Here is a 12,259-nt window from a genome sequence, read left to right as displayed (position 1 = left end):
GACAGCGGCCAATCTAACGCTCCCACAAGGGGAGTTCACCGCTTACACGGCCGACCTCGCGGACCGGACCCGGCCGCGCACCCGCCCGTAGAGGCCCTAGGAAGGGGTACCCGTCTGTCCACCAAGGACAACGACACACCCCCACCACTCCCAAACGGTGCATGCCCGCCCCCACCCCCCAGGCCTAGCCTGCGAAGAGAGTCGGGGCGAAATCCCCGCGTCAGCCGCACATCAGCCCCCGCGTCCGTCACGCCCCCAGGAGCCCCTCATGACCTCCCTCCCCCAGGAGCGCCGCGTAGTCACCGCCATCCCCGGCCCGAAGTCACAGGAGCTGCAGGCCCGGAGGCTGGCCGCCGTCGCGGCAGGTGTCGGCTCGGTGCTGCCCGTGTTCACGGCTCGGGCGAGCGGCGGGATCATCGAGGACGTCGACGGGAACCGGCTGATCGACTTCGGGTCCGGCATCGCCGTGACATCGGTCGGGGCCAGCGCCGAGGCGGTCGTGCGCCGGGCCTCCGCCCAGCTCGCCGACTTCACGCACACCTGTTTCATGGTCACGCCGTACGAGGGGTACGTCGAGGTCGCCGAGGCGCTCGCCGAGCTGACGCCGGGCGACCACGCCAAGAAGAGCGCCCTCTTCAACAGCGGTGCCGAGGCCGTCGAGAACGCCGTCAAGATCGCGCGGGCGTACACCAAGCGGCAGGCCGTGGTCGTGTTCGACCACGGTTACCACGGGCGGACGAACCTCACCATGGCTCTCACCGCGAAGAACATGCCGTACAAGCACGGCTTCGGGCCGTTCGCGCCCGAGGTGTACCGCGTACCGGTCGCCTACGGCTACCGCTGGCCCACCGGCCCCGAGAACGCCGGTCCCGAGGCCGCCGCGCAGGCGGTCGACCAGATCAGCAAGCAGGTCGGGGCGGAGAACGTCGCCGCGATCATCATCGAGCCCCTGCTCGGCGAGGGCGGCTTCATCGAGCCCGCGAAGGGCTTCCTGCCGGCGATCCGGAAGTTCGCCGCCGACAACGGCATCGTCTTCGTCGCCGACGAGATCCAGTCCGGGTTCTGCCGGACCGGCCAGTGGTTCGCCTGCGAGGACGAGGGCATCGTGCCCGACCTGATCACCACCGCCAAGGGCATCGCGGGCGGGCTGCCGCTCGCCGCCGTCACCGGGCGCGCCGAGATCATGGACGCCGCGCACGCGGGCGGGCTGGGCGGCACCTACGGCGGCAACCCGGTCGCCTGTGCGGGCGCGCTCGGCTCGATCGAGACGATGAAGGAGCTCGACCTCAACGCCAGGGCCAGGCACATCGAGGCCGTCATGAAGGCGCGGCTGACCGCCATGGCGGAGAAGCACGAGGTCATCGGTGACATCCGGGGCCGGGGCGCCATGATCGCCGTCGAACTGGTCAAGGACCGCGTCACCAAGGAGCCCCACCCGGAGGCGACCGCGGCTCTGGCCAAGGCCTGCCACCAGGAGGGTCTGGTGGTCCTCACCTGTGGCACCTACGGCAACGTCCTCCGCTTCCTGCCGCCGCTCGTGATCGGCGAGGACCTCCTCAACGAGGGTCTCGACATCATCGAGCAGGCCTTCACCAGCGTCTGACGCGTCATCGGCTCCCGCCGTCCGTCCGCGCCACCCGCTCATACCGGCCGACCGGCCCGGATTCCGCTTGTTTCCGGGCCCGTGACGGCACCGTCAGAGCGTGTGAAGAAGGTGTGCGAGGAGGATGGCGGGATGTCATTCTGTCTGTCCGAGACCCATCCCCTGACGTAGGTTCTATCCAGATGAGAGATACACCCCGCCCGCAGGAAACTGTGGGTGGCGCCTGGTCGGGGCCTCCCCAGCTTCGATCCGGTCGTGCCCTCGCGCACACCACCGGAGCTTCCGGCTCCGGGTCTCCTCACCGATCGGACAGTCGCCCGCCCCAAACCCCCCGGGGCGTGCGACGACCCGATCTGATCGTCCGCCCTGGAGCTACCCCCCCTGCTCCAGGGCGGACGACCTCTCGGAGCCTTCTGGCCCTCCTGACCCTCGCGGTCCTCCTCTTCGCGCTGATCACCTGGCAGGTCGCCGTCCACGGCCCCCTCGCGCGCGCGGACGAACGTCTCAGTGGCTCGCTGGTCCACCCCTCCCGCGCCTGGGCGCTCCTCGCCGACCTCGGCAGCATCGTGGTCGCCGTTCCCGTTCTCGTCGCCGCCCTGGTCTACGTCGGTCTGCGCGCACGTCGGGCGGGTACGGAGCGCTGGTGGCGGGAACCGGTCGGCGCGGGCGTGCTGATGGCGGCCGTTCCGGCGATCGTCGTACCCATGAAGGAGCTGGTCGCCCGGTCCGGGCCACCGGTCATGGGCCCCGGCACCGGGTTCTATCCCTCCGGTCACACCGCGACCGCCGTCGTGGCCTACGGCTCCGCCACGCTGCTTCTGCTGCCGTGGCTGCGCGGTACGCTCGCCCGTCGGCTGGTCCTGGCCGGCTGCCTCGGTCTCAACGGCGCCGTCGCCGTCGGGCTGGTCGTGCGGGGATTCCACTGGCCGCTGGACGTGCTGGCGAGCTGGTGTCTGTGCGGCGCGCTGCTGATCCTGCTGCGGCTCTTCGTCCGAAGTCCCACGCCCCCACTCGCACCCCCGCCCCCACCCTCCTCCTCGTCCCCGCCCTCACGGTGATCCCTTCGGGGGCCGGGCCACCCTCCAGTGGGGTGCGATCACGTGCACCGGGGTGAATTCGGGTGCGGTGCCGCCCGGTCGGAAGGCCCGCATGGTGGTCTCCGCGGTCACCTTGAGCTCCCAGTCCACCGCTCCCCGGAAATCGCCGCAGGTGACGTCGGCGAACAGTCGCCACTCGACACGTCCGCGGTCCTCCGTGTGCGGGGCGAGCACGATCCGCCAGGCCGTGCCGGCCGGGATCCGCAGCGGCAGTCCGAAGTCCGGCACCACGGGTATGCCCTGCCCGTCGAGCGCGGGCCGCACCAGCGGCGGGGTCTCGTCGAGGAACACCTCCGCGTCAGGTACCTGCATGGGCTGGTAGTTCGCCAGGGCACGCCGGCGCGCCTCCGACAGGTCCTCGGCGTACGAGAGGGCGGGGCCCGGCTGGGGTACGAGGCTCACCCCGCTCGGCTTCATCGGAGCCCGGCCGGTCACCTCGGCGCGCAGGCCGAGCAGTACGAGGTCGTGATCGCCGGTCGCCGCCAGGTCGAGGTACACGTTGTGGCCGGTGAGGGGGATGTGCACGGGGTCAGGACCGATGGTGGTGCTGGGGTCGAGCACGGCGAAGGCATGGCTCAGTCCGCCCAGCCGCAGGTCGAAGTCCTCGGAGTGCTCAGGCTGCGGATCTTGAGGGGGCTGCGGAGGTCGCGCATGCTGCCGTGGATTCTCGTTCGCCGGCTTTCTCTCCCGTCCCCGCCACCACTTCACGCCTCGTCCTCCCAGCTCAGGCCGTGCGGCGGCCGGGCCGCCGTCCGGAACGGGTGGCCCGCGAGATCCACCCTGGTGGTGCCGGCGCGTCGGCCGCAGACCCAGTCGAGTTCCAGCTCCCAGGCCACCTGCCAGCGTTCGGTCTCCGGGCGCAGTTCGAAGGTCTCCGGCTCGTCCGGGCCGACCGTGTACGAGAACGTGGCCGGGGTGTCCGCGCCGCGCGGTTCCAGCCGGGGCGGGTCCTCGTCGAGCAGCACTGTGTAGGCGCGCACCGGCAGTATCCCGGCGTGCGGTGACAACTCCCCGCGTGGCGGCCGCCGTTCGATCACGACGACCCGAAGTCCCGCCAGCACGACGGTACGTTCCGGTGCCGTGACGTACAGCCGTACGGTGTGCCCGCTCGCCGGTACGACGCGCCGGGGCTCACCGGCGCCCGCGGGCACGTGGAGGTAGCTGACGTCGGAGAGGGCGACGTGGAAGTCCACCGGGTCCCCGCCGGGTGTCCGGCGGCGCAGAAAGGCAGCCGTTCTTTCGGCCAGGGCGGCGGTGACCACCGCGCCCGGGAGGGGGGCGAGCCAGTCCGGGACCAGGTCGGAGACCCACAGGACGGCCGTCCCCACGGCGGTGAGCGCGAGGGCCACGACGGTCGCGCGGCCCAGGACACGCGCACGCCTCGCCCTGCCTCCGAACGCCACGGCGGCTCCTGTTTTCGTCAATTACCCGGCTTTACCCACCTGTCAGTCGTTCGACACACTGTTCGACATGCCGGTGCGCCACCCGCGCCCGCGCCGCCCACGGTTCGCGTCGACCGCACGGACGGCCGACGAGAGCGTGGTCACGCGGGAATCAGGCAGCCGCGAAAGCCTCGGAAATCACCAGCTCCTCCCTTCGCTCCTCACCTGTCGTCGTCCGTCGCCAGATTCGCCGCCGCCTCGTGCATGGCCAGTTCGAGGAGTGCCGGGTCGGTGAGGGTGCCCGAGCCGTCCGGTGGGATCAGCCAGCGGACGCCTCCGGTCACGCGGCCCGGGTACGGGACGACGATCCAGGTGCCACGTCCCGCCGTACGAACCCCCGTGCCCAGCCAGCGGGCCGCGGTGCCCGGCGGCACGAAGAACCCCATCCGGGAGTCGCCGAAGTCGACGAGCACCGGACCGGGTTGGTCGATGACACGGGTGAGGACGTCCAGGGTGGGGTAGCCGAGTTCACCCCGCAGGATCAGTACGTCCCAGGCCTTGCCGGCGGGCAGCAGCGCGATCCCCAGGGGATTGCGCTCCCATTCCCAGCGGCAGGCCTCGGGATCCGGAGCAACGGACGCCAGCCACTCGACCGCCGTTTTCGCCCCAGTCATGGGGACCTCCCTCTCTCTGTGAACGCTGGTCGCGTCACGAGAGAGAGGGGGGTTTCCCCGGACCATTACGCGGGTTCCGCCTGGTTTTGTGAGTGAACCAGGTCATAGCTACTGAGCTGGGCGCACGCGCCCTCTAAAGGGCGCGAGGAACTGCGCGACAAGCCCCACCGACCCGCAGCAGACGAACGAGCCGCTAACTGTCGAATCCCAACCCGAACCGATCCATCGCCTTCAGCCACAGATTTCGCCGCCCCCCACGCTCATCCGCCCGCGCCAACGACCACTTCGTCAACGCGATCCCCGTCCACGCGAACGGCTCCGGCGGAAAGGGCAACGGCTTCTTGCGAACCATCTCCAACGACGTACGCTCCGTCCGCTCCCCCGCCAGCAGGTCCAGCATCACGTCCGCCCCGAAGCGCGTCGCACCGACACCGAGGCCGGTGAACCCCGCCGCATACGCCACGCGCCCCCCGTGCGCGGTGCCGAAGAACGCCGAGAAGCGCGAGCAGGTGTCGATCGCCCCGCCCCACGCGTGGGTGAAGCGGACGCCCTCCAGTTGCGGGAAGCAGGTGAAGAAGTGGTCGGCCAGCTTGGCGTAGGTCTCCGGACGGTCGTCGTACTCGGCGCGGACCCGGCCGCCGTAGGGATAGATCGCGTCGTAACCGCCCCACAGGATCCGGTTGTCGGCGCTCAGCCGGAAGTAGTGGAACTGGTTGGCGCTGTCACCGAGGCCCTGTCTGCCGCGCCAGCCGATGTCGGCGAGCTGCGCCTCGCTCAGCGGTTCGGTCATCAGCGCGTAGTCGTAGACCGGCACGGTGTAGGCCCGGACACGCTTCACCAGGCTCGGGAAGATGTTCGTGCCGAGCGCGATCCGGCGAGCGCGGATCGACCCGTACGGCGTGCGTACGGCCATGCCGGCGCCGTACGGCCGCAGGCCGAGGGCGGGGGTGTGCTCGTAGACGCGGACGCCGAGTCGGAGGCAGGCGCGCTTGAGGCCCCAGGCCAGTTTCGCCGGGTTGAGCAGCGCGACGCCGGTGCGGTCGTGCAGGCCGGCCAGGAAGGTGGGGGACGCGACCTGCTCCCGTACCGCTTCCGCGTCCAGGAACTCGGTGCCGGTCGCGAGGCCCTTGTCCGTCAACTCCTGGTGCCACGCGCGGAGTTCGTCGGCCTGGTGGGGTTCGGTGGCGACGTCGATCTCGCCGGTGCGTTCGAAGTCGCAGTCGAGGGAGTGGCGGGCGACCGACTTCTCGATCTCGTCCAGGTTGCGGGCACCGAGTTCCTGGAGCCGGTGCATCTCGTCCGGCCAGCGGGCCAGGCCGTTCGCGAGGCCGTGGGTGAGCGAGGCGGCGCAGAAGCCGCCGTTGCGGCCCGAGGCGGCCCAGCCCACCTCGCGGCCCTCGACGAGCACGACGTCCCGCCGCGGGTCGCGCTCCTTGGCGATCAGGGCGGTCCACAGCCCGCTGTACCCGCCGCCCACCACCAGCAGGTCGCAGCTCTCGGCGCCGGTGAGGGCGGGCTCGGGGCGGGGCCTGCCGGGATCGTCCAGCCAGTACGCGACCGGCTGGGCGTCCGAAAGGGATTTCGTCCAGCGATTTACGTTTCCATGGGTCATGGCGCTTGGGGCCATGATTCCAACTCCCTACGATAACTGCTAGTTCTTCTGCCTGTTCCGGCGGTTGCCGATGACCATTCCGGTAAGCACGAACAGTACGGCGATCAGGAACATGGCCGTACCAATGACATTGATCTGAACGGGCGTTCCGCGCTGTGCCGATCCCCAGACGAACATGGGGAAGGTGACGGTCGAGCCCGCGTTGAAATTGGTGATGATGAAATCGTCGAAGGAGAGCGCGAAGGCGAGCAGCGCGCCCGCCGCGATCCCGGGAGCCACGATCGGCAGGGTGACGCGCAGGAAGGTCTGCACCGGCCCCGCGTAGAGGTCCCGGGCGGCTTCCTCCAGCCGGGGGTCCATCGACATCACGCGGGCCTTCACGGCGACGACGACGAAGCTGAGGCAGAACATGATGTGGGCGATCAGGATCGTCCAGAAGCCCAGCTGGGCGCCCAGGTTGAGGAACAGGGTGAGCAGCGAGGCCGCCATGACGACCTCGGGCATCGCCATCGGGAGGAAGATGAGCGAGTTGACGGCGCCCCGCGCGCGGAAGCGGTACCGCACCAGCGCGAAGGCGATCATCGTGCCGAGGACGGTCGCCCCGATGGTCGCCCAGAAGGCGATCCGCAGGCTGAGCGAGAGCGAGCCGCACATGCCGGCGACGCCGCAGGGATCACGCCAGGCGTCCGTCGAGAACTGCTGCCACTCGTAGTTGAAGCGGCCGTTCGGTTTATTGAAGGAGAACACCGTGACGACGACGTTCGGCAGCAACAGATAGCCGAGGGTGATGAGTCCCGCGATGACGACGAAACGGCTTTTGAGCCAGCGCCCGATCGAATTCACGAAGGCCATTTAAACCAGGTCCTCCGTTCCGGACTTGCGGATGTAGAGGGTGACCATGACGAGGATCGCGGCCATGAGGAGGAAGGAGAGAGCGGCGGCCGTCGGATAGTCGAGGATGCGCAGGAACTGCGTCTGGATGACGTTGCCGATCATGCGGGTGTCGGTGGAGCCGAGGAGGTCCGCGTTGACGTAGTCGCCGCTCGCCGGGATGAAGGTGAGCAGCGTCCCCGAGACGACTCCCGGCATCGACAGCGGGAAGGTGACCTTGCGGAAGGTCGTGAACGGCCTGGCGTAGAGGTCACCGGCGGCTTCGTGCAGCCGTCCGTCGATGCGTTCGAGGGAGGTGTAGAGCGGCAGGATCATGAACGGCAGGAAGTTGTACGTCAGACCGCACACCACCGCGAGCGGCGTGGCCAGCACCCGGTCGCCGGCCGTGATGCCGAGCCAGCTGGTGACGTCCAGGACGTGCAGCGAGTTGAGGGCGCCGACAACGGGGCCGCCGTCCGCGAGGATCGTCTTCCAGGCGAGCGTGCGGATCAGGAAGCTGGTGAAGAACGGCGCGATGACCAGGATCATGATCAGGTTGCGCCAGCGTCCCGCGCGGAACGCGATCAGGTACGCGAGCGGATACCCCAGCACCAGGCAGAGGATCGTCGCGGAACCGGCGTACAGCACCGAGCGCAGGAACTGCGGCCAGTAGTCGACCAGCGCGTCCCAGTAGGTCGCGAAGTGCCAGGTGACCTTGTAGCCCTCCTCCAGGGAGCCCGTCTGCACGGACGTGGAGGCCTGGTAGACCATCGGCAGCGCGAAGAACACGAACAGCCAGAGCAGACCGGGCAGGAGCAGCCAGTACGGCGTCCAGCGGCCTCTTCTGCGTGGGGGCTTCTTCGCCGGGGCGGGCGCCAGGGGTGGCGCGGCCGGGGTCGCGGTGGCCATCAGACGGCCGCCTCGTCGTCGACCGTCCCGACGCCGGCGTCTATGTCCTGGTCGGCGTCGAGGCCGAAGGTGTGGGCCGGGTTCCAGTGCAGGACGACCTCCGCACCCGGGGCCAGCCGGGCGTCGCGGTCGATGTTCTGGACGTACACCTCGAACTCCGGGCAGACGGGGCTGTCGATGACGTACTGCGTGGAGACGCCGATGAAACTGGTGGCGGCGATCGTGCCGGTGATGCGGTTGCGGCCGGCGGGGATGTCTCCGGCGTCGTCCGCGTGCGTGAGGGAGATCTTCTCGGGGCGGACCCCGACCAGCACCTTGCCGCCGGTCCTGGTCGGCGCCGAACATCGGGCCTCGGGAAGCAGGAGCTTGCCGCCGCCCGCCTTGAGGACGATCTCGTCGCCGCTCTTGGCGTCGACCTCGGCCTCGATGAGGTTGGAGGTGCCGAGGAAGTTGGCGACGAACGTGGTGTGCGGGTTCTCGTAGAGATCGGCGGGCGAGCCGAGCTGCTCGACCCTGCCCCCGTTCATCACGGCGACCGTGTCGGCCATCGTCATGGCCTCCTCCTGGTCGTGCGTGACATGGACGAAGGTGATGCCGACCTCGGTCTGGATGCGCTTCAGCTCCAGCTGCATCTGACGGCGCAGCTTGAGGTCGAGGGCGCCGAGCGGTTCGTCGAGGAGCAGCACCTTGGGGGTGTTGATCAGCGCGCGGGCCACGGCGACGCGCTGCTGCTGGCCGCCGGAGAGCTGGTGCGGCTTCTTGCGCGCCTGCTCACCGAGCTGGACGAGCTCCAGCATGTCGTCGACCTGCTTCTTCACCGACTTGATGCCGCGCCGGCGCAGACCGAAGGCGACGTTCTCGAAGATGTCGAGGTGCGGGAAGAGGGCGTACGACTGGAAGACGGTGTTCACCGGCCGCTTGTACGGCGGCAGGTGCGTGACCTCCTGCTCGCCGAGGAAGACGGTCCCGGAGGAAGGTTCCTCCAGGCCCGCGATCATCCGCAGGGTGGTCGTCTTGCCGCAGCCGGAGGCGCCGAGCAGGGCGAAGAAGGAGCCCTGCGGGACGGTGAGGTCGAGGGGGTGTACGGCGGTGAACGAGCCGTATCTCTTGCTGATCCCGGAGAGACGGACGTCGCCGCCGTGGTCTGTGCTGGTGCTGGTCATGATGTGGTCCTTGGGGAGTCGGAGGGGTGTCGCACCGCTGGGGGCAGACGTGGCTACGCCCCTGTCAACTTCGCGAACTTCTCCTCGTACGCCGTCTCTTCCTTCTGGCTCAGCGACCGGAAGGCGTGGGACTTCGCGGCCATCGCCGCGTCGGGAATGATCAGCGGGTTGTCCGCCGCGTCCTTGTCGAGCTTCGCGAGGTACGGCTTCACTCCGTCGACGGGACACACGTAGTTGATGTACGCGGCCAGTTCGGCGGCCGGTTCGGGCTCGTAGTAGTAGTCCATGAGCCGCTCGGCGTTCGTCTTGTGGCGCGCCCTGTTGGGGATCAGCATGTTGTCGCTCGACGTGATGTAGCCGCTGTCCGGGATGACGAAGTCGATGTCCGGGCTGTCCGCCTTGAGCTGGACCACGTCACCGGCCCAGGCGACACAGGCCGCGAAGTCGCCCGAGGTCAGGTCGGCCGTGTAGTCGTTGCCGGAGAAGCGGCGGATCTGGCCCTTGTCGACGGCCTTCTGGAGCCGGGCGATGGCCGCGTCGTAGTCGTCGTCGGTGAACTTCGCGGGGTCCTTGCCCATGTCGAGCAGGGTCATGCCGATGCTGTCGCGCATCTCGGAGAGGAACCCGACACGCCCCTTGAGCTTGGGGTTGTCGAGCATGTCGGAGACCGACTTCACCTCGACGCCGCCCAGGGCCTTCTTGTTGTAGGCGATGACGGTCGAGATGCCCTGCCAGGGATAGGAGTAGGCGCGGCCCGGGTCCCAGTCGGGGCTGCGGAACTGCTGGGTCAGGTTCGCGAACGCGTGCGGGAGGTTCGACGCGTCCAGCTTCTGCACCCAGCCGAGCCGGATCAGCCGGCCGGCCAGCCAGTCGGTGAGGACGATGATGTCCCGGCCGGTGTCCTGGCCGGCCGCGAGCTGCGGCTTGATCTTGCCGAAGAACTCGACGTTGTCGTTGATGTCCTCGGTGTACTTGACCTTGATGCCGGTCCGCTCGGTGAAGGCGTCGAGCGTGGGGTGGTGCTTCTCGCTCTTGTCGACGTCCATGTACTCGGTCCAGTTGGAGAAGTTGACGGTCTTCTCCTTGGCCGAGTGGTCGTCCGCGGAGACGCCTCCCGCGGTCTTGCCGGCCGCGGGGATGCCGCAGCCGGTCAGCGCGCCGAGGCCGCCGGCCACCAGGGCGCCGCCCGCGGAGGCGCGCAGCAGGGACCGGCGGGTCAGGGCGGCCCTGCCGTTGCGGAAGCTGCGCCGCATGGCGGCCAGCTGGGCCGGGGAGAGGCGGTCGGGCTCGTACTGCTCCATGCGCGTGATGCCCTTTCGGGAGGGTGTGCGGCCGCTGGTCGGTCGGCCTGTGTCCGGTCAGCGGTCCCCGAAGATCGTGCGGTGCCAGTCCTTGCGGGCAACCGCGGTGTTGTCGAACATGACGTGCTTGATCTGTGTGTACTCCTCGAACGAGTACGCGGACATGTCCTTGCCGAAGCCGGACGCCTTGTATCCGCCGTGAGGCATCTCGCTGATGATCGGAATGTGGTCGTTGACCCACACGCAGCCCGCCTTGATCTCGCGGGTGGCGCGGTTCGCCCGGTAGACGTCCCGGCTCCAGGCGGAGGCGGCGAGACCGTAGGGCGTGTCGTTGGCGAGCGCGATGCCGTCGTCGTCGCTGTCGAAGGGCAGGACGACGAGCACGGGCCCGAAGATCTCGGACTGGACGATCTCGCTGTCCTGGGCGGCGTCGGCGACCAGGGTGGGCCGGTAGTAGGCGCCGTTCTTCAGCTCCCCCTGCGGAGCCTCGCCGCCGGTCACCACGCGCGCGTAGGCACGCGCCCGCTCGACGAATCCGGCGACCCGGTCGCGCTGGGCGTGCGAGATGAGCGGCCCGAGGTCGGTGCCCGGGGCGAACGGGTCACCGAGCCGGACGGTGTCCATGAGGGCGGCCGTTCTCGCGACGAACTCCTCGTACAGCGGGCGTTGCACGTACGCGCGCGTGGCGGCCGTGCAGTCCTGCCCGGTGTTGATGAGCGCGCCGGCGACAGCACCGTTGACGGCGGCGTCGAGATCGGCGTCGTCGAAGACGACGAAGGGTGCCTTGCCGCCCAGTTCCAGATGGAGCCGCTTGACGGTGGCGGTGGCGACCTCGGCGACGCGCTTGCCGACGGCGGTGGACCCGGTGAAGGACGTCATGACGACATCGGGATGCCCGACGAGATGCTCACCGGCTTCCCTGCCGGTCCCGGTGACGACATTGATCACCCCGTCCGGAATCCCTGCCGCGGTGGCCGCCTCGGCGAAGAGGAGCGAGGTCAGCGGGGTCAGCTCGGCGGGCTTGAGCACGATCGTGTTGCCGGCCGCGATCGCCGGGAGGATCTTCCAGGCGGCCATCTGGAGCGGATAGTTCCAGGGCGCGATGGAGCCGACGACACCAATGGGTTCACGGCGGACGTACGAGGTGTGGTCACCGGAGTACTCCCCGGCCGACTGGCCCTGGAGGTGCCGGGCGGCGCCCGCGAAGAACGCGGTGTTGTCGATCGTCCCCGGCACGTCGAACTCACGCGTCAGCTTGAGCGGCTTGCCGCACTGGAGGGACTCGGCGCGCGCGAACTCCTCGGCACGCTCGGCGAGGACGGCGGCGAACCGGTGCAGCGCGTCGGATCGCTCACCCGGAGTGGCTCCGGCCCAGCCGGGGAACGCGGCGCGCGCGGCGGCGACGGCGGCGTCCACGTCGCCGGGACCGGCCAGCTCGTACGTGTAGACCGCGTCGCCCGTGGCGGGGTCGACGACCCTGTGCGTACGGCCGGAGGTGCCGCGGGTCAGGCGGCCCGCGATGTACTGCGCGCCGGCCGCGAGCCGCTCCTGTGCCGGGAAGCGATGGCCCGGATTGTGCATGTCGCTCTCCTCCGTGACCCTCCCCGGACTGCGGGGGTCAACGTAGCTCCAGGTCGATTTGAGTGCC

11 protein-coding genes are annotated in these 12,259 nt (G+C 69.5%); 2 read left to right on the top strand and 9 right to left on the bottom strand.

The features are described 5' to 3' along the window. Positions 1–268: 268 nt before the first annotated feature. Both gabT and PV734_RS26060 read left to right on the top strand, forming a co-directional pair. Entirely contained in the window at positions 269–1,603 is a 1,335-nt protein-coding gene (gabT, locus tag PV734_RS26065) for a 4-aminobutyrate--2-oxoglutarate transaminase (protein ID WP_319095174.1), read from the top strand. Positions 1,604–1,941: 338 nt separating this feature from the next. Further along, positions 1,942–2,661 (top strand): phosphatase PAP2 family protein, encoded by a 720-nt coding sequence (locus tag PV734_RS26060; RefSeq protein WP_319292151.1) that lies wholly within the window; start codon positions 1,942–1,944, stop codon positions 2,659–2,661. Here PV734_RS26060 and PV734_RS26055 read toward each other — a convergent pair. The 9 genes from PV734_RS26055 to PV734_RS26015 form a co-directional block, all read right to left on the bottom strand. Continuing rightward, complete coding sequence (locus tag PV734_RS26055; protein WP_319292148.1) at positions 2,653–3,261, bottom strand: hypothetical protein; 609 nt, start codon at positions 3,259–3,261, stop codon at positions 2,653–2,655. The genes PV734_RS26060 and PV734_RS26055 overlap by 9 nt on opposite strands. A gap of 143 nt (positions 3,262–3,404) precedes the next feature. Beyond that, positions 3,405–4,103 (bottom strand): hypothetical protein, encoded by a 699-nt coding sequence (locus PV734_RS26050; RefSeq protein WP_319292145.1) that lies wholly within the window; start codon positions 4,101–4,103, stop codon positions 3,405–3,407. 200 nt (positions 4,104–4,303) lie between these two features. Beyond that, entirely contained in the window at positions 4,304–4,756 is a 453-nt protein-coding gene (locus PV734_RS26045; protein WP_319095170.1) for a hypothetical protein, read from the bottom strand. Positions 4,757–4,949: 193 nt separating this feature from the next. Beyond that, the gene (locus PV734_RS26040; protein WP_319292142.1) at positions 4,950–6,383 is read right to left on the bottom strand and encodes an FAD-dependent oxidoreductase; all 1,434 of its coding nucleotides are present in this window, start codon (positions 6,381–6,383) and stop codon (positions 4,950–4,952) included. A gap of 24 nt (positions 6,384–6,407) precedes the next feature. Beyond that, the gene (locus PV734_RS26035; RefSeq protein WP_319095167.1) at positions 6,408–7,220 is read right to left on the bottom strand and encodes an ABC transporter permease; all 813 of its coding nucleotides are present in this window, start codon (positions 7,218–7,220) and stop codon (positions 6,408–6,410) included. Further along, positions 7,221–8,147: an ABC transporter permease gene (locus tag PV734_RS26030; protein ID WP_319095166.1), complete on the bottom strand. Its 927-nt coding sequence runs from the start codon at positions 8,145–8,147 to the stop codon at positions 7,221–7,223. It abuts the gene before it with no gap. Continuing rightward, a complete protein-coding gene (locus PV734_RS26025; RefSeq protein ID WP_319292139.1) occupies positions 8,147–9,310 on the bottom strand; it encodes an ABC transporter ATP-binding protein in 1,164 nt (387 codons plus the stop codon). The genes PV734_RS26030 and PV734_RS26025 overlap by 1 nt, the downstream gene beginning before the upstream one ends. A gap of 53 nt (positions 9,311–9,363) precedes the next feature. Further along, positions 9,364–10,611, bottom strand: coding sequence for a spermidine/putrescine ABC transporter substrate-binding protein (locus tag PV734_RS26020; protein ID WP_319292136.1), 1,248 nt, complete (start codon positions 10,609–10,611; stop codon positions 9,364–9,366). A 57-nt stretch (positions 10,612–10,668) separates the two neighbouring features. Continuing rightward, positions 10,669–12,192: a gamma-aminobutyraldehyde dehydrogenase gene (locus tag PV734_RS26015; RefSeq protein ID WP_319292133.1), complete on the bottom strand. Its 1,524-nt coding sequence runs from the start codon at positions 12,190–12,192 to the stop codon at positions 10,669–10,671. Positions 12,193–12,259: the final 67 nt, after the last annotated feature.

It is taken from the genome of Streptomyces sp. AK08-02 (genome assembly GCF_033795085.1).
GTDB lineage: Bacteria > Actinomycetota > Actinomycetes > Streptomycetales > Streptomycetaceae > Streptomyces > Streptomyces echiniscabiei.
Note: the sequence above shows the minus strand (reverse complement) of the source record. Positions and strands in the feature narration are given on the sequence as shown.

Bases quoted from the DNA above. Each gene is read 5' to 3' on its own strand.
- PV734_RS26035 (WP_319095167.1), bottom strand. From the start codon at position 7,220: ATGGCCTTCGTGAATTCGATCGGGCGCTGGCTCAAAAGCCGTTTCGTC.
- PV734_RS26025 (WP_319292139.1), bottom strand. From the start codon at position 9,310: ATGACCAGCACCAGCACAGACCACGGCGGCGACGTCCGTCTCTCCGGG.
- PV734_RS26045 (WP_319095170.1), bottom strand. From the start codon at position 4,756: ATGACTGGGGCGAAAACGGCGGTCGAGTGGCTGGCGTCCGTTGCTCCG.
- gabT (WP_319095174.1), top strand. From the start codon at position 269: ATGACCTCCCTCCCCCAGGAGCGCCGCGTAGTCACCGCCATCCCCGGC.
- PV734_RS26015 (WP_319292133.1), bottom strand. From the start codon at position 12,192: ATGCACAATCCGGGCCATCGCTTCCCGGCACAGGAGCGGCTCGCGGCC.
- PV734_RS26040 (WP_319292142.1), bottom strand. From the start codon at position 6,383: ATGGCCCCAAGCGCCATGACCCATGGAAACGTAAATCGCTGGACGAAA.
- PV734_RS26030 (WP_319095166.1), bottom strand. From the start codon at position 8,147: ATGGCCACCGCGACCCCGGCCGCGCCACCCCTGGCGCCCGCCCCGGCG.
- PV734_RS26020 (WP_319292136.1), bottom strand. From the start codon at position 10,611: ATGGAGCAGTACGAGCCCGACCGCCTCTCCCCGGCCCAGCTGGCCGCC.